Below are 285 nucleotides of genomic sequence, written 5' to 3'. Positions count from 1 at the left end.
TGGGAATCAGAAAGGAAACAATGGAAGAGGTTCCCAAGGAAATAATGGGAATCAGGAAGGAAACAATGGAAGAGGATCGCAAGGGAATAATGGGAATCAGCAAGGAAACAATGGAAGAGGGTCCCAAGGAAATAATGGGAATCAGGAAGGAAACAATGGAAGAGGTTCCCAAGGAAATAATGGGAATCAGGAAGGAAACAACGGAAGAGGGTCCCAAGGAAATAATGGGAATCAGGAAGGAAACAACGGAAGAGGCTCGCAAGGGAATAATGGGCACCAGCAAGA

1 pseudogene is annotated in these 285 nt (G+C 45.3%); it reads left to right on the top strand.

Going from position 1 to position 285, the window contains the following annotated elements:
• A pseudogene (locus MR083_RS27170) lies at positions 1-285 on the top strand (hypothetical protein); the annotation flags it as partial.

Origin of the sequence: Bacillus cereus group sp. BfR-BA-01408 (genome assembly GCF_022663305.1) — a bacterium.
Taxonomy (GTDB): domain Bacteria; phylum Bacillota; class Bacilli; order Bacillales; family Bacillaceae_G; genus Bacillus_A; species Bacillus_A pacificus.
Note: the sequence above shows the minus strand (reverse complement) of the source record. Positions and strands in the feature narration are given on the sequence as shown.